This is a genomic window from Cupriavidus basilensis, from assembly GCF_000832305.1.
In the GTDB taxonomy this organism is placed as follows: Bacteria; Pseudomonadota; Gammaproteobacteria; order Burkholderiales; family Burkholderiaceae; genus Cupriavidus; species Cupriavidus basilensis_F.
This window is the reverse complement of the sequence record NZ_CP010537.1, coordinates 941287-964774: the sequence shown is the minus strand read 5'-3', so window position 1 is coordinate 964774 and position 23488 is coordinate 941287. Positions and strand designations below refer to the sequence as shown.

Annotated in this window: 21 protein-coding genes; 16 read left to right on the top strand and 5 right to left on the bottom strand. The window is 65.6% G+C overall.

The features are described 5' to 3' along the window. Nucleotides 1-176 precede the first annotated feature (176 nt). The 4 genes from RR42_RS25075 to RR42_RS25060 all read left to right on the top strand — a co-directional run bounded on the left by RR42_RS25075 (nt 177) and on the right by RR42_RS25060 (nt 5276). Complete coding sequence (locus RR42_RS25075) at nt 177-1586, top strand: MmgE/PrpD family protein (protein WP_043353951.1); 1410 nt, start codon at nt 177-179, stop codon at nt 1584-1586. 39 nt (nt 1587-1625) lie between these two features. After that, nucleotides 1626-2924, top strand: coding sequence for an MFS transporter (locus RR42_RS25070; RefSeq protein ID WP_043353949.1), 1299 nt, complete (start codon nt 1626-1628; stop codon nt 2922-2924). A gap of 159 nt (nt 2925-3083) precedes the next feature. Continuing rightward, nucleotides 3084-4496 carry an MmgE/PrpD family protein gene (locus tag RR42_RS25065; protein ID WP_043353947.1) on the top strand — a complete coding sequence of 471 codons (1413 nt, stop codon included), beginning with the start codon at nt 3084-3086 and terminating at the stop codon, nt 4494-4496. Nucleotides 4497-4574: 78 nt separating this feature from the next. After that, nucleotides 4575-5276 carry a nitroreductase gene (locus RR42_RS25060; protein ID WP_043353945.1) on the top strand — a complete coding sequence of 234 codons (702 nt, stop codon included), beginning with the start codon at nt 4575-4577 and terminating at the stop codon, nt 5274-5276. A gap of 79 nt (nt 5277-5355) precedes the next feature. On the opposite strand, the gene RR42_RS25055 is transcribed toward RR42_RS25060, so the two are convergent. Both RR42_RS25055 and RR42_RS25050 read right to left on the bottom strand, forming a co-directional pair. After that, nucleotides 5356-6339 (bottom strand): Bug family tripartite tricarboxylate transporter substrate binding protein, encoded by a 984-nt coding sequence (locus RR42_RS25055; RefSeq protein WP_043353943.1) that lies wholly within the window; start codon nt 6337-6339, stop codon nt 5356-5358. Next, on the bottom strand, nt 6336-7493 hold the full coding sequence (locus RR42_RS25050; RefSeq protein ID WP_043353940.1) for a CaiB/BaiF CoA transferase family protein: 1158 nt from the start codon (nt 7491-7493) through the stop codon (nt 6336-6338). The genes RR42_RS25055 and RR42_RS25050 overlap by 4 nt, the downstream gene beginning before the upstream one ends. 177 nt (nt 7494-7670) lie before the next feature. Between RR42_RS25050 and RR42_RS25045 the strand changes: the two genes are divergently transcribed. The 10 genes from RR42_RS25045 (at nt 7671) to RR42_RS25000 (ending at nt 18591) form a co-directional block, all read left to right on the top strand. Then, nucleotides 7671-8765 (top strand): Bug family tripartite tricarboxylate transporter substrate binding protein, encoded by a 1095-nt coding sequence (locus RR42_RS25045; protein WP_236702184.1) that lies wholly within the window; start codon nt 7671-7673, stop codon nt 8763-8765. Nucleotides 8766-9017: 252 nt separating this feature from the next. Next, nucleotides 9018-10058, top strand: a complete 1041-nt coding sequence (locus RR42_RS25040) for an ABC transporter substrate-binding protein (RefSeq protein ID WP_236702183.1) — start codon at nt 9018-9020, stop codon at nt 10056-10058. 6 nt (nt 10059-10064) lie between these two features. After that, the gene (locus RR42_RS25035; RefSeq protein WP_043353935.1) at nt 10065-10958 is read left to right on the top strand and encodes a branched-chain amino acid ABC transporter permease; all 894 of its coding nucleotides are present in this window, start codon (nt 10065-10067) and stop codon (nt 10956-10958) included. Then, nucleotides 10955-11857, top strand: a complete 903-nt coding sequence (locus tag RR42_RS25030; protein WP_052494951.1) for a branched-chain amino acid ABC transporter permease — start codon at nt 10955-10957, stop codon at nt 11855-11857. The genes RR42_RS25035 and RR42_RS25030 overlap by 4 nt, the downstream gene beginning before the upstream one ends. Next, a complete protein-coding gene (locus RR42_RS25025) occupies nt 11854-12624 on the top strand; it encodes an ABC transporter ATP-binding protein (RefSeq protein ID WP_043353933.1) in 771 nt (256 codons plus the stop codon). The genes RR42_RS25030 and RR42_RS25025 overlap by 4 nt, the downstream gene beginning before the upstream one ends. Beyond that, nucleotides 12625-13404: an ABC transporter ATP-binding protein gene (locus RR42_RS25020; protein WP_052494950.1), complete on the top strand. Its 780-nt coding sequence runs from the start codon at nt 12625-12627 to the stop codon at nt 13402-13404. Between the two features lie 22 nt (nt 13405-13426). Further along, nucleotides 13427-14311, top strand: coding sequence for an SMP-30/gluconolactonase/LRE family protein (locus tag RR42_RS25015; protein ID WP_043353931.1), 885 nt, complete (start codon nt 13427-13429; stop codon nt 14309-14311). Nucleotides 14312-14407: 96 nt separating this feature from the next. Continuing rightward, nucleotides 14408-15919, top strand: a complete 1512-nt coding sequence (locus RR42_RS25010; protein WP_052494949.1) for an aldehyde dehydrogenase family protein — start codon at nt 14408-14410, stop codon at nt 15917-15919. Nucleotides 15920-15979: 60 nt separating this feature from the next. Beyond that, on the top strand, nt 15980-17467 hold the full coding sequence (locus RR42_RS25005) for an aldehyde dehydrogenase family protein (protein WP_043353929.1): 1488 nt from the start codon (nt 15980-15982) through the stop codon (nt 17465-17467). Nucleotides 17468-17520: 53 nt separating this feature from the next. Continuing rightward, nucleotides 17521-18591 (top strand): zinc-dependent alcohol dehydrogenase family protein, encoded by a 1071-nt coding sequence (locus RR42_RS25000; RefSeq protein ID WP_043353928.1) that lies wholly within the window; start codon nt 17521-17523, stop codon nt 18589-18591. A gap of 69 nt (nt 18592-18660) precedes the next feature. On the opposite strand, the gene RR42_RS24995 is transcribed toward RR42_RS25000, so the two are convergent. From RR42_RS24995 to RR42_RS24985, 3 genes are all read right to left on the bottom strand, one after another. Next, the gene (locus tag RR42_RS24995) at nt 18661-19440 is read right to left on the bottom strand and encodes an SDR family NAD(P)-dependent oxidoreductase (RefSeq protein ID WP_043353927.1); all 780 of its coding nucleotides are present in this window, start codon (nt 19438-19440) and stop codon (nt 18661-18663) included. Nucleotides 19441-19824: 384 nt separating this feature from the next. Beyond that, on the bottom strand, nt 19825-20991 hold the full coding sequence (locus RR42_RS24990; RefSeq protein WP_043353925.1) for an acyl-CoA dehydrogenase family protein: 1167 nt from the start codon (nt 20989-20991) through the stop codon (nt 19825-19827). Further along, a complete protein-coding gene (locus RR42_RS24985) occupies nt 20988-21242 on the bottom strand; it encodes a hypothetical protein (RefSeq protein WP_043353923.1) in 255 nt (84 codons plus the stop codon). The genes RR42_RS24990 and RR42_RS24985 overlap by 4 nt, the downstream gene beginning before the upstream one ends. On the opposite strand from RR42_RS24985, the gene RR42_RS24980 reads away from it, so the two are divergent. Both RR42_RS24980 and RR42_RS24975 read left to right on the top strand, forming a co-directional pair. Continuing rightward, on the top strand, nt 21241-22134 hold the full coding sequence (locus tag RR42_RS24980; protein ID WP_043353921.1) for a MaoC/PaaZ C-terminal domain-containing protein: 894 nt from the start codon (nt 21241-21243) through the stop codon (nt 22132-22134). The two genes, RR42_RS24985 and RR42_RS24980, sit on opposite strands and share 2 nt — an antisense overlap. A 38-nt stretch (nt 22135-22172) precedes the next feature. After that, on the top strand, nt 22173-23474 hold the full coding sequence (locus RR42_RS24975; RefSeq protein ID WP_082055096.1) for an acetyl-CoA hydrolase/transferase family protein: 1302 nt from the start codon (nt 22173-22175) through the stop codon (nt 23472-23474). Nucleotides 23475-23488 lie beyond the last annotated feature (14 nt).

The window sequence follows — 23488 nt, the reverse complement described above, 5'->3', positions numbered from 1 at the left end:
GAACAAGCGCGGCAATCGGATTGCCGGGGGCGGTACCCGACGCTCTAATCGTTCGCAACGAGCGCCCGCCTCTTCTCATCAGCCAGCCAGGCGACCGGCCGATTCATGCCGTGGGGTCACCCGTCGGACTGCTGGCGCGCGACCCCATGATGGCTAACCACCCACAAAAATCTGCCATGACGAGATTTCCACGCCAGAGTTCCGAAGACCCGATGGCCACGCTGTGCCGCATGGCATTGCAAACGCAGTACGAGGACCTGCCGGCAGACGTCATCCGGCATGCCAGGCATACGTTGCTGGACGCCATGGCCGTCACCATCGGCGGCTCGGCGATGGACGGCATACCGGCGATCGTTGAGTTGGTGAAAGACAAGGGAGGCAAAGCGGAAACCATGCTGCCCTTCTATGGCGGCAAGGTCCCTGCCGCAGAGGCGGCGCTGGCCATCGGGCCGATGCCGCGCGCCATGGATTGCGGCGACCTCCATGAAGAGGCCGGGCACGTCAGTGAATACATCGTTGCCAGCCTGCTGGCCGCTTCGGGCCTGCGGCAGAAAGTGACGGGTAAGGAGTTCCTCGCTGCGCTGGTGATCGGCCAGGAGATCCTGATCCGCCTTGGTTCGGCCTACAAGGTCATCAGCCGGGCAGTCAAGGCCAACGACTGCGGCGGCCACTACATCTTTGGCGCGGTCGCGGCGGTCGGCAAACTTCTGGGACTGACCCAGGAGCAGCTCGAGAACGCCCAGGGCATCGCGCGCACCATGACGCAGCCGCATACGATGGCCATCTACGCCCCCGCCACGCTGATGGTCCGCGTGCATCACGGACTGGTGTGCCAGGCGGCGATCACAGCGTGCCAGCTGGCCGCGCGCGGCATCACCGGACCGCGCGAGGAGGTGCTGCTAGGCGCCAACGGCTACCTGAACACGGCCCGCTGGGAAACGGAACCCGAAGCGCTGACACGGGATCTCGGCGGGCGCTGGGAACTGGCGAGCATCATCACCAAGGGCTACAGCGCCTGCTATTTCTCGCATTCCTCCATCGACGGCATCCGTGACCAGATGCGCAGCAATGGCTTTGGCGCGGCCGACATCGCGAGCATCCACATCGATGTCTCCACGTCTGGCTGGCGCGCGGTCTGCGAACCGACCGAAAAGAAATGGCAGCCACGGACCGTACCGGAATGCCAGTTCAGCCTGCCCTACGCCGTGGCCACCGCGGCGTTCGACGACAAGGTATTCCTGGACTCCTACAGCGCCAAGGCCAGGGAGCGGGAGGACGTCCGCGAACTGATGACGCGGATCACCGCATCGGAGGACCCCTCCGTGTCCGACTGGGGCGCACGGCTGACCACCAGGCTGCGTGACGGGCGCGTGGTCAGCAAGGAATACGTCTACGTGAAGGGCCACCCCGAGAACCCGTTCAGCGAGCAGGACTTCATTGCCAAGTTCAGGCTGTGCGTGCCCTATTCCGCGTACCCGTTAAGCGAAGAGCGCGTTGACACGCTCATTGACGACATCCTGCACCTGGAGCGGATCGACGACGTGGCGCAGGCCCTGCTCGCGCCGCTGACCCCCGCCGAAGCCTGAACCAACAGGCATGGCAAAACTACTGGAGACAATGTTCAAATGGAAACGCTCGAACAACGCGTCATGCCGAAGGTGTTCCGGCGCCTCGTCCCGCTCCTGATCCTCTGCTACTTCGTGTCCTTCCTGGACCGCGTCAATGTCGGCTTCGCGGCCTTGCAAATGAACAAGGACCTGGGACTGAGCGCCACGGCATTCGGACTGGGGGCCGGCCTGTTCTTCCTGACCTACTTCCTCTTTGAAGTGCCGTCGAACCTGCTGCTGGTCCGCTTCGGGGCGCGCCGCTGGATCGCGCGCATCATGGTGACGTGGGGACTGGTTTCGGCTGCGACCGCGTTCGTCACCGGGCCGACCGGCTTCTACATCGTGCGCCTGCTGCTCGGCCTGGCGGAAGCCGGGTTCTTCCCGGGTGTAGCCTATTTCCTCACGCTCTGGTTCCCTTCGGCATACCGCGCGCGCGTGATGGGCTACCTGCTGGTCGCGGCGCCGATGTCCACCGTGATCGGTGCCCCGATCTCAGGCGGGCTGCTGAACCTGGAGGGCGTGATGGGCCTGCATGGCTGGCAATGGATGTTCATCCTGGAAGCGCTGCCCGCCGTCATTCTCGGATTCATCGCGCTGAGGCACCTGAGCGGCGAACCGTCGGATGCCCCCTGGCTGTCGGCGGACGAGCGCAGCTGGCTGTCCCAGCGCATGGCGACGGAGGACCGTGAGCGTCGCGCCGAACATCACCTCTCGGTGGCACAAGTGTTCTTCACCCCCAAGGTGTGGCTGCTGTCGATGATGGCCTTCGGCTTCTTCCTGAGCATCTTCGGCGTCGGCTTCTTCCTGCCGCAGATCGTCAAGTCGTTTGGCCTCAGCAATGTGCAGACCGGGTTCGTGGCCGCGATTCCGTACGTGATCGCCTCGTTGAGCATCGTGTTCTGGGCCAGGCGCTCGGACGCGCGGAAGGAACGCCGCCTGCATATCGCGGTGCCCGCGTTTATCGCCGGGGTGGCGCTGATTGCCGCGGCGCTGGTGGACGACTCGATCCTGAAGATGATCGCCTTCAGCGTGGCTGCCTTTGGCATCTTCGGCGCCCTGCCGGCGTTCTGGGCCATCAACACCACCCTGCTCAGCGGACCCGCGTCCGCCGCCGGCATTGCCTTCATCGGGGCGGTCGGCAACCTGGGCGGCTTCGCGGGGCCGTCGCTGCTCGGGCTGTCCAAGGACCTGACCGGCAGCTATGCTGGCGGGCTCATGATCCTGGCCGCCGTGGCCTTCGTCGCTGCCGCCGTTGCGCTGGGGGTCGGCAGGCGCAGCAACCCGCCCGCAATCGCCCTGACACCAACCGGCGAATAATCCGCTCACCCCGGGGCGCGTCTTGCGCTCACTGTACGGAACCGGAGTCCGCCTCGGATTGACAGCCCCAATACTTGCGAGGAATCTGGTCACCATGCCAGCGCATGTCGCCATCGACCGGGCGACGCATCAACGACACTTTTCCCAGGGGACGCACCTGTGACTACCACCCAATCCGATTCCAGTTCGCCGCCCAACTGCCCCCCCCTCGAGCAGGCAGTGGTTCGCCTGATCCAGGACCTGACCTTCGACCAGCTCGATGCGCCGGCGCATGCCGGCGTCAGCCGGCTCATGCGCGACCAGCTCGCGCTGCAGGTCGGCACCTCGCAGATGCCCTGGTCGCACCAGGTGCTGGCATTCGCCATTGCCCAGCAACGCCCCGGGCGCAGCCGGGTGGCCGCCAGCACCGCCACCATGAGTGCGGCGGACGCCGCCTTCGTCAATGGCGCTTATGGTCATGGCTTCGAGTACGACGACGCCCACGGCGCCAGCGCTAGCCACCCCGGCAGCTGCGTGATTCCCGCGGCGCTCGCGATCGGCGAGGAACTGGGCTCGACCCTGGAGGAGGTCATCACCGCGATCGTGGCCGGCTACGAGGTCTACACCCGGATCGGCGTGCTGGCGGCGCCGGACCTGCTCAAGCGCGGCTATCACCCGCATGCCGTACTGTCCAGCTTCGGCGCCGCGGCAGTCTCGGCCAAGTTGCGCAGGTTCGATGCGGAAACCACCCTGCACGCGCTCTCCATCGCGCTGAGCCATGCGGCCGGCACCACCGAGTACACCTCCACCGGCGGCTCGGTCAAGCGCGTGCACGCTGGCATCGGCACGCGCAGCGGCATGGTCTCGGCCGACATGGCACAGGTCGGCATCACCGGGCCGCGCGCCTTCCTGAGCGGCAACAAAGGATTCTTCCGCACCCTCCTGCAGCGTGGCCCGGGCGATCGGGCCGAGGAGCGGTTCCGTCTCGACCAGCCGTTCGAGATCGGCACGGTCTGGCTCAAGGCGTACTGTGCCTGCTATTGCACCCATGCATATATCGACGCAATCCGCCCGTTCGCGGCGCGCCGCGCCGACATTGCTGATATCCAAGCCCGCATCCATCCCGCCTTCAACGTGGTCGTCGGCACCGCCAACGCCAATGCGTATGAGCCGAAGAACATCGAGCACGTCCAGTTCAGCCTGCCGACACAGATGGCATTTGCCGTGCTCGGCATGGGCAATGGCTACAAGGTGCACCGCGACTACCTGGACGGCAAGCTCGACATGGGCCCCGTGAAGGAAGTCGCGCGCGGCATCGGCATTACGGAAGCACCGGAACTCGAGCAGCGCTACCCCGGCAAGTTCGTCGCCGATGTCACGGTGACCTTCCGCGATGGCTCGTCCGAGCATGTCTTCGTAGAGGACCCGATTGGCTCGCTGGCCAACCCCATGTCGGAGGCAGAGCAGGACGCGAAGTTCATGGAGCTGACGGTTGACGTGCTCGGCGAAGACCGGGCGCAGACGCTGCTGGCCACGCTCAGGAAGATGGATCCGCGCCTCAAGACCGCAGACTTGGTGGCATTGACGCACTGAGGAATGACACTAGGCAGGACGCGCGCCGACACGGCCCAGCGTGCCAGGTCGGCCGCTCATGATAGTCAGGAGATAGCAATGCAGCAGCACCCCGTCAGCCGCCCGTCCGGCAGCGACGTCGACACCCTCACAAGATTGATGTCCGAGCGCTTCACGTGCCGCGCATACCTGGACAAAGCCGTGCCCGACGCGGTGATCCGAAGCATCGTCAACGTTGCCAAGAAGAGCGCATCCTGGTGCAACGTGCAGCCCTGGCACCTGGTCATCGGCTCGCAGGCGACCACGGAGCAGTTTCGCAATGCGCTGCTCGAGCACGCCGCCAGCTCACCCGAAGTCGATTCGGACCTGCCCTTCCCGGAAGAATATCGCGGCGTCCACGCGCGACGCAGACAGGAAACGGGTTACCGGCTCTATGAAGCGCTGGGCATCGAGCGCCACGACCGCGAGCGCCGCGCTAGCCAGGGCTTCGAGAATTTCCGGCTGTTCGGGGCGCCGCATGTGGCCATCGTCACGATGGCTGCGGATCTGGGGCCGTACGCGGCTGTCGATTGCGGCGGGTTTATCGCTTCGCTCCTGCTGGCCGCGCACGCGCACGGTATTGCCACCACGCCGCAGGGGGCGCTGGCACGGCACGCCAGGTTTGTGCGCTCCCATTTTGGCATCGGCGACGACCGCAAGATGATCTGCGCGATTTCGTTTGGCTACGCGGATCCCGATCATGCGGCGAACAGCTTCAGGACGAGCCGGGCGCCTGACGAAGAGATTATGCGGTTGGTGTAACTACCGGCGTTTTCGTGATAAAGCAAGCGAGCCGACCTGGTCGGCTCGTTCTCTTTGTCGGAGACTTATCGGCCGGCTTTCAGCCAGTTTTTGACTTGGCCTCCGTCAGGGCCACCAACTTCTTCCACCGCTCCAGCTCAGCCGGCGCACTGGCGCGAACCGCGGCGGCATCCGCTATATCGACCTCCAGCCCCTGCCCGATGCAGTAAGACTTAAAAGCGGGCGTCGCAGCCGCCGCAGTCATTGCCCTGGACAGCTGCGAGACGATGGCAGGCGGCGTGCCATGTGGAGCCATGACCCAGATCGGCGAGATCAGCTCATAGCCCTTCAGGCCAGCCTCGTCCATCGTCACGACACCCGAAAGCTGGCTCGAACGCTGCAGGCTGGTGACTGCCAGCACGCGCAATCGTCCCGCCTTGATCAGAGCCAGCGACGAGGCCACGCCCCCGAAGCCGACGTCGACCTGGCCGCTCGCCGTATCGACCGCGACCTGCGCCGGCCCCTTGTACGGGACGTGGATCATCTCAATGCCGGCCATGCTGCTCATCAGCGCCGCCGCCATGTGCGACGTGGTGCCATTTCCGGAAGACCCGAAGGACACGCTCCCGGGCTTGCGCTTCGCCGCCGCGATGACGTCCTTGACCGTGCGGAACTGCGAATTTGCCGCGGTAGTCAGCAGCAGTGCGGACATGCCCAGCCGCGCGATCGGCTCGAAGTCCCTGACCGCATCGTATGGCGTCTTCTCGACCCACTGGTTCGAATAGTGCGCGGCATACGTGCACAGCAACGTGTAGCCGTCCGGTGCCGCCTTGGCCACGAAATCCGTGCCGATGATCCCGCTCGCGCCAAGGCGGTTCTCCACGACAAACGCAGAGCCCAGGGCCTGCGTCAGCACGGCGCTCATATAACGCGCCACGACATCGCTGCCCGAGCCAGGGCTGACGGGCACGATGATTCGCACCGGGCGGGAGGGATAGGCCTGGGCGAGCACCGAAGCCGGGAACGATGCCGGGATGGCCGCCAGCGCCGCCAGCGACTGCAGGAAGGTGCGGCGCCTCATCATTGCGCTGCTCCATTCTGGATGCGGCCGGCGGCCGCCAGGTTGTCGAGCTCTTCCTTGGAGAGCCATTGCGCCAGTGCCAGCGCCGCGTTCTCCGGCGTTGCCGCAGCGGGGGGAGCCGGATCGGCCGGGCGCGTACGCGAAAAGCGCGGCGCCGGGCGCGGCTGCATCACGCCATCGACCTCGACAAAGGTGCCGCGCGCCTTCAGGTGCGGATGTTCAAACGCCTCTTCCTGGTCGAGCACGGGCGCAAAGCACACGTCGCTGCCTTCGAGCAGCTCTGTCCACTGCGCGCGCGTCCGCGTCCTGAACTGCGCCGCAAACACGCGGCGTGCGGTTGGCCAGTCAGTGCGATCTGCCTGCTTGCCCAGCGCGGACGGATCCAACTCCAGTCGTTCAAGCAACTGTTGATAGAACTTGGACTCGATCGGGCCGATCGACACGTATTTACCGTCGGCGCACTCGTAGACATCGTAGAAAGGCGCCCCCGAATCCAGCAGGTTGGTGCCTCGTTCCGGTCCGGTCAGGCCCGCAGCCCGTAGCCCGGTATGTACGGCCAGCAGCGACGCCACGCCATCGACGATCGCTGCGTCGACCACCTGTCCTTTACCCGAGGAACGCGCCTCCAGGATCGCGCTCACGATGCCGAGTGCGGCATAGACCGAGCCGCCGGCATAGTCGCCGACGACATTGAGCGGCACCGTCGGCGGCTGGCCCTCACGCCCGATCGCGTTGAGCAGCCCGGTGATGGCGATGTAGTTGATATCGTGCCCCGCGGTCTGGGCCAGCGGCCCATCCTGGCCCCAGCCCGTCAGCCTGCCGTACACCAGCCTGGGATTGCGCGCGAGGCACACCTCAGGCCCGAGCCCGAGCCGCTCGGTGACCCCGGGGCGGAATCCCTCGATCAACCCATCTGCCTTGTCGATCAGCGTGCGAACCAGTTCCAGTTCGGCCGGGTCCTTCAAGTCGACCTGAATCGACTTTCGGTTGCGCAACACCAGATCGAACTGTAGCGGCCGCGATAGCCCCAGCCCCGACGGCTCCTTCCGGTCGACGCGGATGATCGTCGCGCCAAGGTCTGCAAGCAACATGGCGCAAAAGGGAGCCGGCCCGATGCCCGCCAGCTCCACGATGCGCACTCCAGCAAGTGGTCCCACGATGGTCTCCTGATAGCTATGCCCGGTTTCCGCGCGCCAACTGTAATGAGCGCGAGAGCGGTCAGTACTGCACCGGGGGGCGATCTGCCTGACTCAGGCTCGCCGATGCTCCCCGCGCGTACTTCCGCCGCATACCAATCGTGCGCGCCCTCCCCCCGGAACTCAACTCGCCAGCCCGTGCCGTTCCGTGCTTTGAGAGGCGGGCCTGCGCCTGCTCTCAAAGCACGGAACGGCACACCAGCGCCAATTGCCCAGCCCGCCGGCCGCGCCTATCGTCGAAAGCATAAGAGAGGAGACATTATGTTCGGCAGAAGGAATTTCCTGAAATCACTGGCATCACTAGCTGCGGTCGCCTGCGCGCCGTCGGCCTTTGCGCAGCAATATCCGTCGCGGCCGATTCGAATTGTCGTGCCGGCCTCTCCAGGCACGGCGGTGGACATTACTGCGCGATTCATGGCCGAGGCACTGGCAGAGAGCCTGAAAACCCCCGTCCTGGTGGACAACCGTGCCGGCGCTGGCGGGCTCATCGGCACGGACGCCGTGGCCAAGGCTCCCGCTGACGGCTACACGCTGCTGTTCGCCGGTGTTCCCCACCTGACCACGCGATGGTTTACCGCCGGGCCTGTCACGTTTGACCCGGTCAAGGACTTCGCGCCGATTGCCAAAGTGAGCAGTTCCGCGCTGGCGATCGTGGTCAGAGCCGACTCGCCTTACAAGACCTTGGACGACCTGATCGCCGCCATGAAGCGCAAGCCGGGCGAGATCACGTACTCATCCGGGGGGGCGGGCAGCACGTCTCATCTCTGCTCGGTGATGCTGAATGACCTGACGAAAACGCGGGCCAAGCATATCCCTTACAAGGGCAACGGGCCAGCTGTGACCGACGTCATGGCCGGCCAAGTGGACTTCACCTGCCAGGGCGCGCCGAGCGTGGTGCCGATGATCAAGGCGGGCAAGCTGCGCGGCCTCGCCGTCACCAGCGCCGGGCGCTGGAGTGAGATCCCGGGAGTTCCGACTGCCGCGCAAGCCGGCGTGCCGGGCTTCCAGGTCTCGTCGTGGATCGGCGCGCTGGCGCCTGCAGCAGCGCCGGCGCCGATTGTGGAACGCTTGTCCGAGGAACTGGTTCGAATCGCCCAGTCGCCCGAGTTCAAGGCGTTCTGTGCTCATCAGTCGATGTACGTCGATATCGCGGATCGCCGCCAGTTTCTCACTGCATTTCCGAAGGAGGATGCGCACTGGAAGCGCATCGCGCAGCTGTCGAAGGAATCCTGAGCTCGCGGGCTTCTCCCTCCCCAAAATTCAAAGTACGGGACAAACCGCGTTGCTCACTTGGCGCGGCTGTACGACCTCAAGTGAAATGGTTTCCGGCGGCTATCCGACGAGTGTGCGGCTGCGCCAAGCATAAACAATATCCAGGAGACAAAGACCATGTGCCTAGAACGCCTTCTTTCGCTGCGCCTAGCTAGCCTCGCTGCCCTTGCCGCCTGCGCTGTCGCGCAGGCCCAAGCCCAGGAAATCCCGATAATGTCCATCCAGTCGGTGACCGGCGCGGCTGCCTTCGCTGGCGCGAGCTACCAGAACGGCATCCGCCTGGCAGTCGACGAAGCCAACAGGAAGGGCGTGCTCGGCAGCGCCAGGATCAAGCTGATCGAACGCGACAACGCGAGCGACAAGGGGCAGGCCATCAACTTGGCCAACCAGGCGATCGACCGGGAGCGGGTGGTGCTGTCACTCGGGCCCTCGGCGACTTCCGACTCCGTCGGCGCGGCGCCGGTCTTTAATGACAAGCGCACTCCCATGATGTCGATGGCCAGCTCGGACGCCATCATCGCCCCCGGACCGTGGGTGTTCAAGTTCCAGCAGAGCGCGACTGATATCAGCCCGCGGATGGCAAAGTACGTGCTCGAGAAGACGCCGGTGCGCAAGGTCGCGATGGTGTACGACCGCGGCAATGAAGCTCTGATCGAGTACAAGAATTACTTCCGCGACCCGTTCAAGGCGGGGGGCGGAACGGTGGTGGCCGAAGAAGCGGTCGTCACCAGCGACACCAACTTCCTGCCGCTGGTGACGAAGCTCAAGGCCATGGACCTCGATGCGGTGTATCTCGCCACCTATTCCGAGCAGAGCGCCAACATCATCCTCCAGCTGCGCCAGGCCGGCTTGCCGGAGAAGGTGCGCTTCATCGGCACTATCGCACTCGTCACCCCGCGCTTCCTGAACATCGTCGGCAAGGCAGCCGAAGGCACGCTGGCCGTGTCGGAGTTCGTCAACGGCATGGACCGGCCGCTGAACAAAGCCTTCGAGGCTGCCTACAAGGCGCGCTACAACGCCGAGCCTGATGGCTGGGCCGCGACCGGTTACTCGTCCGTCCAGGTCGCGCTCGCAGCGCTCAGGAATGCGGGGGCAAATCCCGACCGGCAGAAGGTGCGCGACGCCTTGATGACGGTGCGCGACGTGCCGGTCGTGGTCGGCTCGGGTAGCTGGAACCACAGCGATCGCCGCCCCAGGTACGGCAGCGTCGTGCTCGTCGTCAAGGACGGCAAGTTCGTCCAGGCTGACAGGTGAGACGCCGTGCTGATCCAGCAACTTCTCAACGGCCTGGTCATGGGCAGCACGTACGCCGTGTTCGCGCTCGGTTTCACCTTGCTGTTCGGGGTGAACCACATCATGAACATGGCCTACGGCTCCCTGTTCATGTGGGGCAGCTTCGCCGGCCTCTACGCCGCCACCCTGTTCAAGGCACCCTTTTTTGTATCGATGCTGGTTGGCATGCTGGCCGGCGGTGTACTGTCCATCGCGCTTGACCTAGTGGCATTCCGCCCCCTGCGTCGCCGACATGCGCCCGACTTCTCCTACATCCTGGCCTCGATCGGCGCTAGCCTGGTAATGCTGGCGCTCGCGCAGAAGGTGTCCAACACGTCGGTGATGCAGTTTCCCGAAGGGACGTTCCCCATCGTCGTGTATGAGTTCCTGGGACTGCAGATCCAGCTGCTGCAGATCATCATCGTCGGCGCCGGCATGGTGATCGTCGCTGGCCTGGTCTATGCGCTGTACGGCACCGGCATGGGACGCAGGATTCGCTGCGTCGCCTATTCGGAAGCTACCGCGCGGCTATTGGGCATCAATGCCGAGTGGGTCAACGCACAGGTGTTCTTTATCTCCGGCGCCCTGGCGGGCCTTGCAGGCGTGCTGATCGGCGTGGCCTTCAACTCGATCCACTTCATGATGGGCGAGTCCTTCCTGATGCGGGCCTTCGTCGTCATCATCGTCGGCGGCCTCGGGAGCATTCCCGGCGCCCTGGCAGGCGGGATCCTGATCGGTGTGGTCCAGTCGCTGGCCTATGCCTATATCTCGTCGGCCGCCGCCGACGGTATCGCCTTCGTGGTGCTGTTTCTCATCATCCTGATCCGCCCGACCGGCCTGTTCGGCCAGGCCAGCGCGGTCGTGCGGGTGCAGCGCGTATGATTGACTATCTCCTTTCCTACCAGTCGGTCCTCGACCACATCCTGATCTATTCGCTGCTGGCCATGAGCCAGGCGATCGCACTGCGTGCCGGCACGTTCTCGATCGGGTCGGCCGCGTTTGCCGCCATCGGGGCGTACACCACCGCCATCCTCGTCACTCGCCTGGGCTGGTGGCCCCCGTTGGCGATGGCGAGCGGCGTTGCCCTGGCCGGCGGCATCAGCCTGATGATGGCGTTCCCGTTGTCGCGCCTGCGCGGCGTATTCCAGGCGGTGGCGACGCTGGCGCTGGTGCAGGTGATCGTCACGGTGGCCATGAACTGGGACGACGTGACGCGCGGCGCGCTGGGCATCACCGGCATTCCCAAGGCAGCGACCACAGGCTGGCTGATCCTGATCGTGGCCATGGCCATGGCGCTGGTGCACACGCTGAGCCGCTTCAGCCTGGGGCGGGCGATGGACGTGATCCGGCAGGACGAGACGGTCGCGGTGTCGCTCGGCATCTCGGTGGCTTACCACCAGCGCCTGGCCATGACGCTCTCCGGCCTGCTGGCGGGCCTGGCCGGTGCACTGTCGGCCTGCAATGCCTACGCCGTCAATCCGGAAGATTTCGGCTTCCACATGCTGGTGCAAGCGCTCGCCATGGCGGTGCTCGGCGGCCAGACCTCCCTGTGGGGGCCACTGGTCGGCGCCACCGTGCTGACGCTGCTGCCCGAGCTGTTCCGAGTCTTCGAGGAATTCCGCGATGTGGCCCAGGGCGCGCTGCTGATGCTGATCATCATCTACCTGCCGCACGGCATCGCCGATACGCTGGCCGGACTCGCGCATGACCGCCGCGTAAAGCGCGTGGCGGCGCAGGGTGCGCGGACAGCTTCCCAACAAACGGGAGGAGCAGGCGCATGAACCCGACGATCAACCCCATGCTCAGGCTCGATGAGGTCGCACGCAGCTTCGGCGGTGTCCCGGCGCTGAGCGGACTGAGCCTGTCCGCCGCGCCCGGCACCATCACGGGCCTGATCGGGCCCAACGGCGCCGGCAAATCGACGGTGGTGAACCTGGTGATGGGCCTGCTGCACCTTTCCTCCGGCCGGGTGCTGCTGGATGGCCGGGATGTCTCCACCATGGAGGCGTCCCAGCTGGCACGCGCCGGTGTGGCGCGGACCTTCCAGAACATCCGCCTGGTGCCGCAGGCGACGGTGCTCGACAACGTGCTGGCCGGATTCCACCGGCACCAGACCACCGGCTTCTGGGCCAACCTGCTGGGCCTGCGCGCGGCGCGCGCGGAGACGGCCGCGCACCGCGCCGAGGCCATAGCCCTGCTCGAACGCTTCGGCATGGCCAAACTTGCGCAGCACCGGGCCGGCAACCTCTCCTACGGGCACCAGCGACGTATCGAGATGATGCGCGCGCTGGCGATGAAGCCGCGCCTGTTGCTGCTGGACGAGCCCGTGGCCGGCATGAACGACGTCGAGGCGGCCAGCCTCGGCCGCATCTTCCAGGAGGTGGCGGCCGAAGGCGTGGCGGTGCTGCTGATCGAGCACAACATGCGCTTCATGACGCAGGTCTGCTCCTACCTGTACGTGCTCGCGTCCGGGCGCGAGATCGCCGAGGGTCAGCCCGAGGCGGTCCTGCAAGACCCAGTCGTGATGCAAGCCTATCTGGGGACCTGAATGACGAGCCATCCACCTCCCATTGCCGCGCCGGAGGCCGTTCCTGGCCAGGCCGGCGCCGACGCCCTGTCGATCACGAACCTTGAAGTGCACTATCGCGGCATCACCGCGTTGCGCGGCGTCTCGCTCACGGTACGGCGCGGCGAGATCTTCACGCTGATCGGCCCCAACGGGGCTGGCAAATCCAGCTTGGTCAATGCGATCTGCGGCATCGTGCCCGGCTCCGGCTCGATCCGCTTCGACGGCAGCCCGCTCGATGCCCTGCCCGCGCACCGGCGCTCGCGCCTAGGCGTGATCCAGGTGCCCGAGGGACGCCGCGTCATCGCACCGCTGTCCGTGATGGACAACCTGCTGCTGGGCTGCGAGGCGGCCGGAGTGCGTGGCGGCGACTTCGAGGCCGACCTGCAACGGGTCTTCGAGCTGTTCCCGATCCTTGCCGAACGCCGCAACCAGGCCTCCGGCACCATGTCCGGCGGGCAGCAGCAAATGCTCGCCATCGGCCGCGCGCTGATGGGAAATCCGCATGTGCTGCTGCTCGACGAGCCGAGCCTGGGCCTGGCGCCCGTGATCGTCGCCGACGTGTTCCGCGCGGTGAAGCGGCTCAATGCGCAGGGCATGACGATCCTGCTGGTGGAACAGAACGCCCGCCTGGCGCTGGAGACTGCCCACCGGGCCGCAGTGCTGGAACAGGGGCGCATCGTCCGGCAGGGCATGGCGGCCGACCTGGCCAACGACCCCGTGATCGCGGACCACTACTTCGGCCAGGCGGCCGCAACCTGAAGCGAAACGAATCATGAGAAAGATGACTGTCCTGCTGAAAGGCCTGACGCATACCGAAGGTGCCCGCTGGCACCAAGGGCGCTTCTGGTTCAGTGACCTGTACACCTACCGCGTGTACTCCGTGAAAGAGGACGGGTCGGACCTGCGCACCGAACTGGAGGTGCCCGGTTGCCCGTCCGGGACTGGCTGGTTGCCGGATGGACGGTTGCTGGCGGTGTCGATGCACGATCGCAAGCTGCTGCGCCGCGAGCATGACGGCACGGTCGTCACGCACGCAGACCTGTCTGCGCACCTTGAGTTCGAACCGAATGACATGGTGGTGGACCGCAACGGCCGCGCCTGGGTCGGAAACCTGGGGTTCGACGTCATGAACCTCGCCCCGCGCCGGCCCGCGCGGCTGGTACGCGTGGATCCGGACGGCTCGGTAACCGCGGTGAGCGAACCGCTGCATTTCCCGAACGGCTCGGTCGTGATGGACGGCGGCCGCACGCTCGTCGTCGCCGAGTCGTTTGGCAACCGCATGTCGGCTTTCGATATCCGGCCTGACGGGACCCTGTCCGGGCGCCGGGACTGGGCGCGCTTTGGCGCGGTGCCCGAGAACCCTGATCCGATCCAGGCGATGGCCGAGATCGTGGTGGCGCCCGATGGCATCGCGCAGGCGGACGCCGAGGGTGCGATCTGGGTTGCCGACTTTATCAGGACGCGCGCGATCCGTGTGCTTCCGGGCGGTGAGATCGTCGACGAGGTTTCGACGGGCGACCTCAACTGCTATGCCTGTGCCTTGGGCGGCGAGGACGGGCACACGCTGTTCCTGTGCGCCACGCCGGCTGAGTTCAATCCGGAGATCCGCAGGAACCATCCGCTGAGCCAGGTGTTGTCAACCCGGGTGGACGTGCCCGTCGCCTGATGGCGTTGCATCGGCCGGATCCCGCAGGGATGCCGGGTACATCTGCCAACCCGAATGTAGCGATCGTACGATCGCCCCGAAGACAAGGAGTGCAATATGGGAAATGAAACAGCAACGGCAACCGCCGCGGCCAACAAGGCCGACACGGGACTGGCCAGGGCACTGGCGTGGATCGGCTCGGGACCCAAGCGCCTGCTCATTGGCGGGCGGTGGGTAGAGGCGGCATCCGGCAAGACCTTCGAGGTCATCAACCCGTCCACGGAAGAACTGCTTTGCCATGTGGCGGAAGCCAACAGTGCCGATATCGATGCGGCGGTGGCCGCGGCGCGCCACGCCTTCGACAACTCATCCTGGGTCGGCATGTCGCCGCACGCGCGCACCCGTGCGTTGCTGCGTATCGCCGATCAGATCGATCGGCACGCCGACGAGCTTGCCGCGATCGAGACCCTCGATAACGGCATGCCACTGTGGTTCAGTACCGCCGTTGCCACCACGGCGGCCGACATCTTCCGCTATTACGGCGGCTGGTGTACGAAGATCCTGGGCTCCACGATTCCGTCAGATGCTTCCGGATTCGTCTATACGCTGCGCGAGCCCCTCGGCGTGTGCGGACAGATCATCCCGTGGAACGTGCCGATCCTGATGGCGTCGATCAAGCTGGCAAACGCGCTGTGCTGCGGCAACACGCTGATCCTCAAGCCCGCCGAACTGGCCTGCCTCACGTCCTTGCGGCTGGCAGAGCTGATCCAGGAGACGGACCTGCCGCCGGGTGTCATCAACATGCTGCCCGGCTTCGGCGCCACCGCCGGCGCAGCGCTGGCGCTCCACCCGGATGTCGACAAAATCGCGTTCACTGGCTCCACGGCGATCGGCAAGCAGATTGTGCAGGCCTCCACCTCGAACCTGAAGAAGGTGACGCTGGAACTCGGCGGCAAATCGCCGAACGTCATCTTCGCCGACGCGGATCTCGACAAGGCCGTCCAGGCCGCGGTCAAGACCTTTTGCGGCAATTCCGGCCAGGTGTGTTCGGCGGGTACCCGGTTGTTCGTCCATGAAAGCGTGCATGACGAAGTTTCGGAACGCGTCACCCGCCTGGCCGCCACCTACACGGTAGGCGATCCGCTGGCGCCGGACACCAAGCTCGGCCCGCTGATCTCGGCCAAACAGCGCGACCGGGTGCTGTCCTATATCGAGGCCGGCCAGGCGGGCGGCGCCTCGCTGCAACTGGGCGGCTCTCAGTGGAGCGGCCGCGGCTACTTCGTCGCGCCGGCCGTGTTCGATGGCGTGACCAACGGCATGCGCATCGCGCAGGAGGAAATCTTCGGGCCCGTCCTCTCCATCATCCCGTTCCGGGACGAAGACGACGCCGTCTTCAAGGGCAACGACACCACATACGGCCTCTCCGCGGCCGTATGGACGCGCGATGTTGCGCGGGCGCACAAGGTGGCGCGCGCGCTCAAGGCCGGGCGCGTATGGATCAACACCTATGGCGAGGCCGATCCCGCCATGCCTTTCGGCGGCTACAAGCAATCCGGATGGGGGCGCGAATTCGGCCAGGAATCCATCGACGCCTATACCCAGGTCAAGGCTGTGATGCTGAGGATGTAAGCGGCACGGGCGCGGGGGCAAGCCCCCTGCCCTTCACAAGAATATTTCAGGAGACATTGCATGAGCAGCACGACATACGGCGTGCAGACGCCGGCGTTCGTCGGCGGCACCAAACGCCTCTTTATTGGCGGCGCATGGGTGCCAGCCGCATCCGGCAAGGCCTTTGACACGGTCAATCCAGCCACTGGCGAAGTCATTGCGCGCCTGGCGCAGGCGGACCAGACCGACATCGACCGGGCCGTCACCGCGGCGCGCCAGGCCTTCGAGGGCCCCTGGAACCAGTGGACGCACAGCGATCGCCAGCGCCTGCTGATCCGCATCCACGACGTGGTGGAGAAGCACTTCGATGAACTGGCATTGATCGAGACGCTGGACATGGGCGCGCCGCTGGTGCGCACGCGCGGCCTCAAGTCATTCCTGCTGCAGCTGATCCTGTTCTACGCGTCGCAGACGGCCGCCGGTGGTGTGCAGACTCCGCTCAACGCGCTGCCCGGCAAGTTCGCGACGCTCAAGATCAAGGCGCCGGTGGGCGTGGTCGCCGGCATTATTCCCTGGAACGGCCCGCTGTTGAGCCAATGGTGGATTCTCGGCGCGACCCTGGCCACCGGCTGTACCGCGGTGCTCAAGCCGGCCGAGGATGCTTCGCTGAGCGCGCTGCGCATGGCCGAACTGCTGCAGGAAGCAGGCGTACCAGCGGGGGTAATCAACGTGGTGACAGGCTACGGCGGCGAAGCGGGCAGCGCCCTGGCCGAACACCCTGGCGTGGACCGCATCGCCTTCACCGGCTCACCCGAGACCGGGCGCAGGATCGTCCGGGCTTCGGCCGGCAACTTCAAGCGGGTGTCGGTGGAACTCGGCGGCAAATCGCCCGATATCGTGTTCGATGACGCCAACCTGGACAAGGCGGTGCCGGGCGTGGCCATGGGCGTGTTCACCAACACCGGCCAGATCTGCGCCGCTGGTACGCGCGTGCTGGTGCAGCGCCGGATCTACGACGAATTCATCGAACGGCTGAAGGCCTTCAGTACCTCGCTCAAGATCGGCAACGGCCTCGATCCGCAAGTGCAGCTGGGACCAATCGTCTCGCAGCGCCAGCTCGATCGCGTGATGCACTACGTCGACGTGGGCGGCCAGGAAGGCGCAGAGCTCGCCTGTGGCGGCCGGCGCCTGGGCGGTGAGCTGGCCGCGGGCTATTTCGTCGAGCCGACCGTGTTTACGGGCGTGCACAACGACATGACCATTGCACGCGAGGAGATCTTCGGCCCGGTCGCTTCGGTCATGCCATTCGACACACCGGAGCAGGCACTGCGCATCGCCAACGACACCAGCTTTGGTCTGGCCGGGGGTGTCTGGACGCAGAACCTGTCCACCGCGCACAGGTTTGCGCAGGGCATCCAGGCCGGAACCATCTGGGTCAACTGCTATGGCGTGCTGGATCCACAGGTCGGTTTCGGCGGCTACAAGCTGAGTGGCTATGGCTGGAAGGGCGCCGCCGAACAGGTGGACAGCTACCTCTACCAGAAGGCCGTCTACATGAATCTCGACTGAGGCCCCGGACCGGGGCGCCTGTCTGTCTGAATACCGTCTAAACGGAGAAATCTATGCGTGGTGTTGTATTCAAAGGTGATCGCAAGCTCGAAATCATGAACTTCCCCGACCCGACCCCGGGCCTGGGCGAGGTAGTGATCGAAATGAAGGCGTCTGGCATGTGCGGCAGCGACCTGCACTTCTACCGGCACGGTCCCGCCGAGGTGATCCGGTCCCTGGGGTTCAAGGACCTGGCGTCGCGCGGTATCGACGAGAATGCACCGATCATCGGCGGCCATGAGCCGTGTGGCGTGGTCGCTGCAGTTGGCCCGGGCGTGAACCCGAAAGCGTTCAAGGTTGGCGATCGCGTCATGGTGTTCCACTACGAAGGCTGCAGTTTCTGCGACTCCTGCCGCACTGGGTGGACCCAGCTGTGCGATCACGGTGCCACTGTGCACGGCGTGATCGCCCACGGCGGCCATGCCGACTACATGAAGGTGCCGGTCTCGTCCCTGGTCCACCTGCCAGAAGAGGTGTCCTTCGCGGGCGGCGCGGCCATTTCCTGCGGCACGGGCACCGCTTACGGTGCGCTGCAACGGCTGGATATCAGCGCGCGCGACACCCTGGCGGTGTTCGGGCTGGGACCCGTCGGCCTGTCTGCCGCCCAACTCGCGGCCGCGATGGGCGTCGAGGTCATTGGGGTGGATATCTCGCCGGATCGCGTCAAGCAGGCTAAGGAGTTCGGGGTCGCCCATGCTATCGATGGGAGCCAGGTGGATGCCGTGGCGGAAATCCTCCGGCTCACCGGTGGCAAGGGAGTGAGCTGCGCAATGGACTGCGCGGGCAGTGAAGTGCCCAGGCAGCAGGCCGTGCGCTGCACCCGGACATGGGGGAAGGTCGCCTTGGTGGCGATCGGCGGGAATCTCAACGTCGACGCCATGAAGGACCTGATCGGCAAGCAACGGACCGTGATTGGCTCCTACACATTTTCGGAGGTCGGCATGAAGGAATGCGCCCACTTCATCGCCCGTCGTGGCGTTGAAGTGGACAAGCTGTTCACTGACCACTGGCGGCTCGAACAAGCCGAGGAGGCGTATCGTCGCTTCGACGGCCAGGCCGGGGGCAAGGGCGTATTCCTCTTCTGAGCGCGGTTACGCTCATCCATCCGGTATGCGTGCCGTCACATGGCGCGCATACCGGACGGGTTTTCGCGTTCACACGGCGGTGTAGCCACCGTCCACCGGCAGGGTCACGCCAGTGACGAACGACGCGGCATCGGACAGCAACCACATGGCAGCCTGCGCCTGTTCAATCGGCTCGCTGGCGCGACCGAGCAGGTGCAGGCCGTTGACCCTTTCCTCGTGATCGGGCTTGGTCTTCAAGTAGTGCAGGTACATCGGCGTGCGCGTCGAGGAAGGCGCGATCGCGTTGACGCGGATGTTTTGCAGGCCATAGTCGGCGGCCGCGGCTTTGGTCATGCCGGTGATCGCATGCTTGGACGCGGTGTATTCGGCCGCGCGGGCGGTGTAAATCAGGCCGTGGATCGACGAGCAGTTGACGATGGCGCCGCCGCCGGTCTTGAGCATGGCCAGAATCTCATGCTTCATGCAAAGGAACGTACCGATAACGTTGACGTCGTGGCAACGCCGGAAGTCCTCCTCGGTAAGCTCGGCCAGCAGCTTGCCGGCATTGGGTACACCGGCATTGTTGAATGCGCGATCCAGTCGGCCATAGCTTCGTACCGCCGCCTCGACCATGGCAATGACATCCGCCTCGGACGATATGTCCGTCTCGACGAACTGCGCCCGCAGGCCCTGATCAGTCAGTTCCTTTGCCAGAGCCGCTCCGTTGGAACCCCGGTCCGCGATCGTCAGTAGTGCCCCGTTTGCGGCCAGCAGCCGCGCCGCAGCCTCGCCGATGCCACTGGCGCCGCCAGTGACGATGATCGATTTTCCTTCGATACCATTGATACCATTGATACCGTTGATACCCATCGGATTCTCCATAGATTCGATCTACAGCACTTCAGGTCTTGTTCGCCATATGACCAATACTCTGTGGTATTGACTTGCTTCGCAATCGTCTTGAAAGCCAATGTCCCGTACCTTGGAAGAAGAAGGCAGTGGCGAGCCACCAGAAGCCGGACCTGGAGTCGCTTCGGTGACAGGTCGACAATGAACGTCGGGAAGGTTGGTATCCGTTCCGAGGGCTGCACTTCGACGCCCGGAACGGCTACGTGGGGGGGGGGGTTGCTTCGGGAAGGGAAACCATGAATGACGAGCCTCGCGGCTAGCCGTTCCTGCAGATGGCCGCAGCCGCATTGCCGGCGGATGCCTTCAGCGCCTGGCTCATGGGCCAGGCGCGCACCGCCTGGTCGCTCAGAACGACCGCGGCAGCCCCAACACGTGCTCCGCGACGAAGGAGTAGATCAGGTTGGTCGAGATCGGCGCCACCTGGTACAGGCGCGTCTCGCGGAACTTGCGCTCGACGTCGTATTCGCAGGCGAAGCCGAAGCCGCCATGGTACTGCAGGCAGGCGTTGCCGGCCTCCCAGCTGGCCTTGGCGGCCAGGTACTTGGCCATGTTGGCCTGGGTGCCCATGGGCTCGTGCTTGTCGAACAGTTCACAAGCCTTCCAGCGCATGAGGTTCGCGGCCTCGATCTCCATAAACGACTCGGCGATCGGGAACTGCACGCCCTGGTTCTGGCCGATGGGGCGGCCGAAGACCTCGCGTTCCTTGACGTACTTGGTCACCCGGTCCATGAACCAGTAGCCGTCGCCGATGCACTCGGCCGCGATCAGCGTGCGCTCGGCGTTCAAGCCATCCAGGATGTACTTGAAGCCCTTGCCCTCTTCACCGATCAGGTTTTCCTCCGGAATCTCCAGATCCTCGAAGAACAGCTCATTGGTCTCGTGATTGACCATGTTCGGGATGGGCCGCACAGTCAGGCCCTTCTTCTGCGCCTCGTGCAGGTCCACCATGAAGATCGACATCCCCTCGCTCTTCTTCTTCACGTCGGCCAGGGGCGTGGTGCGCGCCAGCAGGATCATGAAGTCACTGTGCTGCACGCGGCTGATCCAGACCTTCTGGCCGTTGACCACGTAGCGTCCGTCCTTTTTGACGGCGGAGGTCTTGATCTTGGTGGTGTCGGTGCCCGTGGTGGGCTCGGTCACGCCCATCGACTGCAGGCGCCATTGCCCCGAGGCGATCTTCGGCAGGTACTTTTCCTTCTGCGCCTGGGAACCGTGCCGCAGCAGCGTTCCCATGTTGTACATCTGGCCGTGGCAGGCGCCGGAGTTGCCGCCGCAGCGGTTGATTTCCTCCATGATGACCGAAGCCTCGGTCAGGCCCAGGCCGGAGCCACCGTACTCCTGCGGGATCAGGGCCGCCAGCCAGCCGCCTTCCGTAAGCGCATTGACGAACGCCTCCGGATAGGCGCGCTGCTCGTCCACCTTGCGGAAGTACTCGTCGGGAAATTCACCGCAAAGTGCGCGTACGGCATCGCGGATGTCGTGGAAGTTGTTGGATTGGGTCTGTTCGATCATGGGGAGTCTTTGGCGGTCAACATCGTTGCTCTTGCCGGGAATGCCATGGGCCATCCCAGCGTGATGTGGCAATAGTCGCGGCTATCCGCCATTCGGACAATCAGCCTTTGCCAAAGCGCGCCTTCAAGCGCGCTTAAGCCCGCGTTTTCGCAATCGCCGAAGGCCGCCATTGGCATTGTCAAATAGCGCAAAACCCGCTTTGACGACATGCTTTGGACAATTTCCTGACGATCACATAGGAACAAGGACATGGCAGTCAGCTACCACCATCTCAAGCAACGTCCGTTCGCCCCCGTCCGCCAGACCTACACCGAGCGCGACACCATGCTGTATGCACTCAGCCTTGGACTGGGCAGCGATCCGCTGGACGAGGCAGCCCTGCCCTTTGTGTTCGAAGGCGCCCCCGGCGGGTTGCGCACGCTGCCGTCGCAGGCGGTGGTGCTGGGTTATCCCGGCTTCTGGGCGCGCGAGGCCGATACCGGCATCGACTGGGTCAAGCTGTTGCATGGCGAACAGCGCATGCGCCTGCACTGCCCGCTGCCGGCCAACGCAGACGTCGTCGGCCATAACCGCATCACGCACCTGACCGACAAGGGCGAAGGCAAAGGCGCCATCATGGTTACCGAACGCCGCCTGGAAACGGCCGAGGGCGAACTGCTGGCGACGGTCCAACAGGTCAGCTTCCTGCGCGGCGACGGTGGCTACAGCCAGCTCGGCGGCGGCCAGCCCAGCGACGAGCCGCTGCCGGCGCTGCGCCCGACGCCGGAAGACCGCGCGCCGGACTTCTCCGACACGCAGGCGATCCGCCCCGAGGCCGCGCTGCTGTATCGCCTGATGGGCGACTTCAACCCGCTGCACGCCAACCCGGCGGTGGCCAGGGCCGCTGGTTTCGAGCGCCCGATCCTGCACGGCCTCGCCAGCTACGGCCTGGCGGCGCATGCGCTGGTGCGCCAGTGCGCGCAGGGCGACCCCACCCGCCTGCGCGCGCTCGATATCCGCTTCACCGCGCCGGTCTTCCCCGGCGAGACCCTAGTCACCGATATCTGGCGCACGCCGGAGAACCCCAACCACTACCAGGTGCGCGCCCGCGTGGCCGAGCGCGACAAGGTCGTGCTCAGCCACGGCTGGGCCGAGATCGCCTGAGCCGGCACCCGCCCAATCCGCACATGAATCCCACTGCCATGGACCCGAATTCCCTCGCCGCCGGGCTGCAGGCGCTGCTGCGCCCCGGCGACCACATCTGGTGGGGCCAGGCCACCGCCGAGCCGCTGACCCTGACGCGCGCACTGGTCAAGCATCGCCACGCGCTTGCCCGGCACGGGCGGCTCAGCGTCTTTGTCGGCATCGGCCAGTCCGACACGCTGCAGCCGGCTCAGGCCGACGTGCTCGACTTCTTCGGCTACGCCGCCAGCGGCCCGCACCGTGCTCTGGCCAGGGCCGGCGTGCTCGACATCGTACCCAGCCACTATTCGCACCTGCCCGGGCTGATACGGCAGGGTACGCTGCGTGCCGACGTGGTACTGGTGCAGGTGTCGCCGCCCGACAAGGAAGGCCGCTACAGCATGGGGCTGGTGCATGAGTACATTCCCGCCGCGCTGGACCGGGCCCGCGTGATCATCGCCGAGGTGAACCCGGAGGTGCCGTGGACCTATGGCAGCCGCCATCTGACCGTGGACGAGATCGACCTGCTGGTCGATGCCGCGCATGCGCCGATCAGCCTGGAGCGCAGCGCCCCCGGCCCGGCGGAACTGGCGATCGCCGGCCACATCGCCGGCTGGGTCGAGGATGGCGCCACCCTGCAGATGGGCATCGGCAACCTGCCCGAGGCCGTGGTGGCGGCGCTGCACGACCGTCGCGACCTGGGCCTGCACAGCGGCGCGGTCGGCGACGGCATTGCGGCGCTGGCCGAAGCCGGCGTGCTGACCAATGCGCGCAAGAACATCGATACGGGCGTTGGCATCGGCGGCATCCTGATGGGCAGCGAGCGCCTGCGGCGCTGGGCGCACCGGAATCCGCAGTTGCAACTGCGCGAGACCAGCTATACCCATCACCCCGAGGTGCTCGCCAGCATCCACAAGCTGACCGCCATCAACTCCGCCATCGAGGTCGATCTGACCGGCCAGGTGAACGCCGAAGTCGCCGCCGGCGTCTATGTCGGCGCCGTTGGCGGTGCCGTGGATTTCTTGCGTGGCGCGGCGCGCAGCCGCGGCGGCCTGCCCATCGTTGCCCTGCCGGCGACCGCCAAGGACGCAAGCCGCATCGTGGCGCAGCTGTCCGGCCCGGTAAGCACGCCCCGCTCCGATGCCGGCCTGATCGTCACCGAGCACGGCGTGGCCGACTTGCGCGGGCAGACGCTGTCGCAGCGCGTGCGCCGCATGCTGGACATCGCCGCCCCCGAACACCGCGAGGACCTGGAGCGCCAGGCCCACGCCCTGCTGTGCCAGTGCGGCGCCGCTTTCGTGGCCGTTGCGGGCACTGCCTGACCGACTGCCTTCTT

Bases quoted from the DNA above. Each gene is read 5' to 3' on its own strand.
- RR42_RS25075 (WP_043353951.1), top strand. From the start codon at position 177: ATGACGAGATTTCCACGCCAGAGTTCCGAAGACCCGATGGCCACGCTG.
- RR42_RS25070 (WP_043353949.1), top strand. From the start codon at position 1,626: ATGGAAACGCTCGAACAACGCGTCATGCCGAAGGTGTTCCGGCGCCTC.
- RR42_RS25060 (WP_043353945.1), top strand. From the start codon at position 4,575: ATGCAGCAGCACCCCGTCAGCCGCCCGTCCGGCAGCGACGTCGACACC.
- RR42_RS25055 (WP_043353943.1), bottom strand. From the start codon at position 6,339: ATGATGAGGCGCCGCACCTTCCTGCAGTCGCTGGCGGCGCTGGCGGCC.
- RR42_RS25040 (WP_236702183.1), top strand. From the start codon at position 9,018: ATGTCCATCCAGTCGGTGACCGGCGCGGCTGCCTTCGCTGGCGCGAGC.
- RR42_RS25030 (WP_052494951.1), top strand. From the start codon at position 10,955: ATGATTGACTATCTCCTTTCCTACCAGTCGGTCCTCGACCACATCCTG.
- RR42_RS25025 (WP_043353933.1), top strand. From the start codon at position 11,854: ATGAACCCGACGATCAACCCCATGCTCAGGCTCGATGAGGTCGCACGC.
- RR42_RS25020 (WP_052494950.1), top strand. From the start codon at position 12,625: ATGACGAGCCATCCACCTCCCATTGCCGCGCCGGAGGCCGTTCCTGGC.
- RR42_RS25015 (WP_043353931.1), top strand. From the start codon at position 13,427: ATGACTGTCCTGCTGAAAGGCCTGACGCATACCGAAGGTGCCCGCTGG.
- RR42_RS25010 (WP_052494949.1), top strand. From the start codon at position 14,408: ATGGGAAATGAAACAGCAACGGCAACCGCCGCGGCCAACAAGGCCGAC.
- RR42_RS25005 (WP_043353929.1), top strand. From the start codon at position 15,980: ATGAGCAGCACGACATACGGCGTGCAGACGCCGGCGTTCGTCGGCGGC.
- RR42_RS25000 (WP_043353928.1), top strand. From the start codon at position 17,521: ATGCGTGGTGTTGTATTCAAAGGTGATCGCAAGCTCGAAATCATGAAC.
- RR42_RS24995 (WP_043353927.1), bottom strand. From the start codon at position 19,440: ATGGGTATCAACGGTATCAATGGTATCAATGGTATCGAAGGAAAATCG.
- RR42_RS24990 (WP_043353925.1), bottom strand. From the start codon at position 20,991: ATGATCGAACAGACCCAATCCAACAACTTCCACGACATCCGCGATGCC.
- RR42_RS24980 (WP_043353921.1), top strand. From the start codon at position 21,241: ATGGCAGTCAGCTACCACCATCTCAAGCAACGTCCGTTCGCCCCCGTC.
- RR42_RS24985 (WP_043353923.1), bottom strand. From the start codon at position 21,242: ATGTCCTTGTTCCTATGTGATCGTCAGGAAATTGTCCAAAGCATGTCG.
- RR42_RS24975 (WP_082055096.1), top strand. From the start codon at position 22,173: ATGGACCCGAATTCCCTCGCCGCCGGGCTGCAGGCGCTGCTGCGCCCC.